This window comes from Dellaglioa sp. CoH-57-MRSF-17 (assembly GCF_056782015.1).
This window is the reverse complement of the sequence record NZ_JBXAXY010000013.1, coordinates 1-4217: the sequence shown is the minus strand read 5'-3', so window position 1 is coordinate 4217 and position 4217 is coordinate 1. Positions and strand designations below refer to the sequence as shown.

The following is a 4217-nucleotide window of genomic DNA, read 5'->3' as shown; positions in this document are numbered from 1 at the left end:
TGAAAGATAGAGATTACTTTGTTGAAGGATTTGAGGAATTGATAGAAATGGGAGAAATAAAATAAATATTGAGACTGGAGAGGTTAAGTAATGATTATTGACGTGGAATATATTGGATTTAAGAACAATTTAGAAGTTAATTATTTGGAGGAAAAGTAATGACACAAGCAGATATTAAATACCGTCCTATTAAACCATCCGATTATCATATCTTGGAAGATATGATTCGCAAATCATGGAACTACGATCGATTAGGAAGCCCAAAATTAGCTAAACAACTGTCTAAAATATATCTTGCCAGTTGTCTTGTTAATCAAACATTTACTAGTGTTGCTGTTTTTAATGAAGTGCCTGTTGGTATTATTATGGGTAAAAATAGAGAAACACATCGTAAACCACTAAGGTATCTTATTCGGCAAGGAATTGCTGTTGCACGAATTGCTATATCTAAAGAAGGGCGTAAAATTGGAAAGACGTTTCAAAAATTTGAAGAAGTTGATGAAATTCTTTTAAAGAGCATTGGTACAAACTTTGATGGTGAATTAGCTTTTTTTGTTGTAGATGGAAACCAACGTGGTTCAGGTATCGGTAAACAATTGTATCAACAATTTTTAGATTATATGACATCTGAAAATCTTAAGACATTTTACTTATTTACGGATACGACATGTAATTTTGGCTTTTATGAACATCAAGGTTTGGAACGATTAGCTGAAGAAACGCTCGATTTGCCAGAATTACAAGAGAATATGCATTTCTATTTGTACGGAAAAATGTGATAAAAGGGGCTAGTATTATATTTTCTAAGTAAAATGAAAAAATGTTATTTCTTAAAAATTTACCTTCAATGGGCGCGATTGTTGAACTATTTTTTTAGAAAAGGGTAGCTTAGGCTACTCTTTTTTATTTGGCCAGTGGGAAAATAAACGGTAGGGTCAACGATAAATGTCTGACTGAAGCAAATCGGAAGGAATTTAAGAAGTTGATACGATCCACTGATTTTCCACCCTCTTGGCAACTCGTTTTCGAGCCGTCGGAGACATGTAGAAATTTTCTGGGTTTGCCACTTTTGAAAAAGTGGCAAGGTCTGTTGTTTTGAATTTGATATTGAAATGAATTTGCAATCGTTGCGGAAAAATGCAAAGGTGAAAATATCATTTCTGTTACTAGAAAAAAGGACAGCTGTAGGCGTTTTTTTTTGTGCCTGTTCACGTCGAACCTTTTCAGCCTAAAGGCGAAAAAAGGGGCAAAGTGGACAGACAGTTTTTAGCCTCGCAGAGACCACACTTCACAGAGTGAAGTATAGTGGGTTATACTTTACTTGGAAGATAACTCCGAAATGAGGTGCGTACTATGAGTTTTGTAGTGGCTAGAATGACGAAATTAAAAGCTGATAATTTAGTCGGTATTGGCAATCATGACCAACGGAAAACGACTAATCACAGCAACGAAGATATTGATGTTTCCCGCTCCCACTTGAATTATGATTTGGTGGCTGGGCGCACTGATAATTTTAAAACGGATATTGAAGCCTATATCAACGAAAATAAAGCTAGTAAGCGGGCAGTTCGCAAAGACGCTGTTTTAGTCAATGAGTGGATTCTAACCAGTGACAAAGATTTTTTTGAGCAATTAGACGAAGTCGAAACCCGTAAATATTTTGAAACAGCCAAACAATATTTTGCAGATAACTATGGCGACGAAAATATTCGTTATGCGGTCGTTCACTTGGACGAGAAGACCCCTCACATGCATATGGGCATTGTGCCCTTTGATGATGATAGAAAGCTCTCAGCTAAGCGTATATTCAATCGTGAAGCCTTACAGCGCATTCAAGAGGAATTACCACAATATCTCAAAGAGAATGGCTTTGATGTTCAACGTGGCAACAAAAACAAAGAGCGTAAGAATTTATCAGTACCCGAATACAAAACTATGCGGGAAGATTTGAAAAAAATAGAGACCGAAAAACAAGAGACACAAGCAAAGCTTGCAGATACTAAAAAACAGCTTGATGAAATCAAGCCACGGGATAACAAAAAAATTGCTAGTAAACCAACTTTGCTGAATAAAAATAAAGTCATGGTTGATAAATCTGATCTCGCTGATTTGGAACAACGGGCGTCTTTTAGTGATAATTACAATCAAATGCATGCTAGAGCAAGGCGTGAAGCCGACTCGTTAAGAGATAAACTGACTAGAACAACGTGGGACTATAATGACCTCGAAAGAGAGAATGAGCGATTGCAAAAGTTAGTCGGAACACTTCAAGGCATTGTCCGCAATGTTGATGAATTTCTACACAAAAAACTAGGTATCAATTTACCTGACAAGTGGCTAGAACGTGCAGGACTAAAAGAACCGTCTAAAAAAGCCCCTGAAAGCTCACAGGAACTCGAAAAACATAAATCTGATGAATTAGGCGGTCCACATCTTTAAAACGCTTATATGGGCTTAAAATGGCATTTAAGAGCTTAATTTAACATCTGGCTAGATTGAACGTCGTTAATTTTGTGTCTGTCAACGGTAAATCGAATTAAAGGGGCTTGCTGCTTTAGCAGTTAGCCCCTTTTTGAGGCTTTAAGGAGTTGATAGACTAGCGGATAAAACACTTTTGCGCATGCAAAGAAAAGCACACCTGCTTTTTTTGCCTGCCCCACGGCGAGTGCGGGGTGAGTTTGAGCGGGAGCTCCCGCTCATTTATGGGGTCAAGCTGACACAGCTTGCGGGTTTGGGCGGAGCCCATATTTTGGTTTGAGTGGGATAAAAATTTTGAAAATCAGGGGGCAGGGAGCGAATTTCGCTCCCGTACTACGACCCCCCTATAAGTGCCGAGTGCCAAATTTTACTTGAATAGGACTTTACGCTTACTCTCCCAATGGATTTGGGAGTTTTTTTATGACCGCCGTTTGACCGCCGTTTTGACCGCCGTTTTTTTAAACGGGTTATTTTTTGACTATATAGACTATAAGTATATAATGATGTATAATGATAAAAAAATAAAGGAGTGAGTTTTATGCCTGAAGAGAAAACAGAATATCAAGTTGTAACCGTTAGAATACCTAAAAAGATGTATGCTGATTACAAAGAGATTTTAAAAAGTGAAGGAAAAATTGTAACTTACGATATTAGAAACTATATGCGTGATGTTATCGAAAAATCTAAGAAAGGAGAAAAATGAGCATAAAAAAAGAGCGCCCTCTCTCAAGTTCGCTCGTGAAAAATGCTTTTATTTTCTAAAGGTGATTATACTATATGACTACTAAAAATACAAAGGCTAGAAACTTTGCATTCATTTTGTATCCTGAAAGTATTCCTGAAAACTTTATTGAAAATTTAGAAAAAACTGGTATTCCTATGGCGATTAGTCCGCTCCATAATTTAGATAAAACTGAACGAAAATTTAAAGATATGACTCCTGATGAACAAGAGATAATAAGTGCTGGTGGATCAATTTATAAAAAACCACATTATCATGTTTTGTATATTGCTCGTAATCCGGTTACTGTTGAAAGTATTCGGAAAAAAATAAAACGTAATTTAGGTGATCAATCTGTATCTCATATCGAAATTGTTGATAGCGTGGAGTATTATTTTCAGTATTTAACGCATGAAAGTTCTGATGCAATTAAGAAAGGTAAACACCGCTACGATAAAAAAGATTTAATCTTTATAAATGATTTTGATATTGATAGATACGTAACACTTGATGAAAATGAAAAGAAAGAATTAAGGCAGACTTTACTTGAAATTGTAGATGAATATAACATTGTTAATGTAAAGGAATTAAGCTCGTTTATCAGACAAAGAGGTAACGAATTTGGAATTGAGAGTATGAAATATGTGAATGAAATAATTTCAAGTTCTTCTGGAATTTTTCGACTATATTTTGATGCAAATTACCAATGTGGTTATCGTCCGGTCTATTCAAAAACCATTGATCCTGATACAGGAGAAATAAAGAATGAGAGAGGGGTGAGAGCATGAGAGAGTTTAGTGAAAGTGATGTTGAGAAATACTTAGAATACACTGATCAAAATGTTATCCCGACTAAAGAGCTTTTAGGTCAATGCTTTATTTGTGGTATAAAGTTAAGTGAAACTGAGACACCTGAAGGTCCAGAAAAACGAGTTGTTTGTTTGAAAGATAGAGATTACTTTGTTGAAGGATTTGAGGAATTGATAGAAATGGGAGAAATAAAATAAATATTGAGACTG

Annotated in this window: 5 protein-coding genes; all 5 read left to right on the top strand. The window is 35.8% G+C overall.

All coding sequences use genetic code 11. The features are described 5' to 3' along the window. Positions 1 to 158 precede the first annotated feature (158 nt). The 5 genes from AC1RPJ_RS07540 (at position 159) to AC1RPJ_RS07520 (ending at position 4205) form a co-directional block, all read left to right on the top strand. A complete protein-coding gene (locus AC1RPJ_RS07540; protein ID WP_481761989.1) occupies positions 159 to 779 on the top strand; it encodes a GNAT family N-acetyltransferase in 621 nt (206 codons plus the stop codon). Positions 780 to 1353: 574 nt separating this feature from the next. Further along, complete coding sequence (gene mobV / locus AC1RPJ_RS07535; RefSeq protein ID WP_004906452.1) at positions 1354 to 2439, top strand: MobV family relaxase; 1086 nt, start codon at positions 1354 to 1356, stop codon at positions 2437 to 2439. A 577-nt stretch (positions 2440 to 3016) separates the two neighbouring features. Then, on the top strand, positions 3017 to 3181 hold the full coding sequence (locus AC1RPJ_RS07530) for a transcriptional regulator (protein WP_481761992.1): 165 nt from the start codon (positions 3017 to 3019) through the stop codon (positions 3179 to 3181). 74 nt (positions 3182 to 3255) lie between these two features. Beyond that, entirely contained in the window at positions 3256 to 3987 is a 732-nt protein-coding gene (locus tag AC1RPJ_RS07525; RefSeq protein WP_481761991.1) for a replication protein, read from the top strand. Continuing rightward, entirely contained in the window at positions 3984 to 4205 is a 222-nt protein-coding gene (locus AC1RPJ_RS07520) for a hypothetical protein (RefSeq protein ID WP_481761990.1), read from the top strand. The genes AC1RPJ_RS07525 and AC1RPJ_RS07520 overlap by 4 nt, the downstream gene beginning before the upstream one ends. Positions 4206 to 4217 lie beyond the last annotated feature (12 nt).

Bases quoted from the DNA above. Each gene is read 5' to 3' on its own strand.
- AC1RPJ_RS07540 (WP_481761989.1), top strand. From the start codon at position 159: ATGACACAAGCAGATATTAAATACCGTCCTATTAAACCATCCGATTAT.
- mobV (WP_004906452.1), top strand. From the start codon at position 1,354: ATGAGTTTTGTAGTGGCTAGAATGACGAAATTAAAAGCTGATAATTTA.
- AC1RPJ_RS07530 (WP_481761992.1), top strand. From the start codon at position 3,017: ATGCCTGAAGAGAAAACAGAATATCAAGTTGTAACCGTTAGAATACCT.
- AC1RPJ_RS07525 (WP_481761991.1), top strand. From the start codon at position 3,256: ATGACTACTAAAAATACAAAGGCTAGAAACTTTGCATTCATTTTGTAT.
- AC1RPJ_RS07520 (WP_481761990.1), top strand. From the start codon at position 3,984: ATGAGAGAGTTTAGTGAAAGTGATGTTGAGAAATACTTAGAATACACT.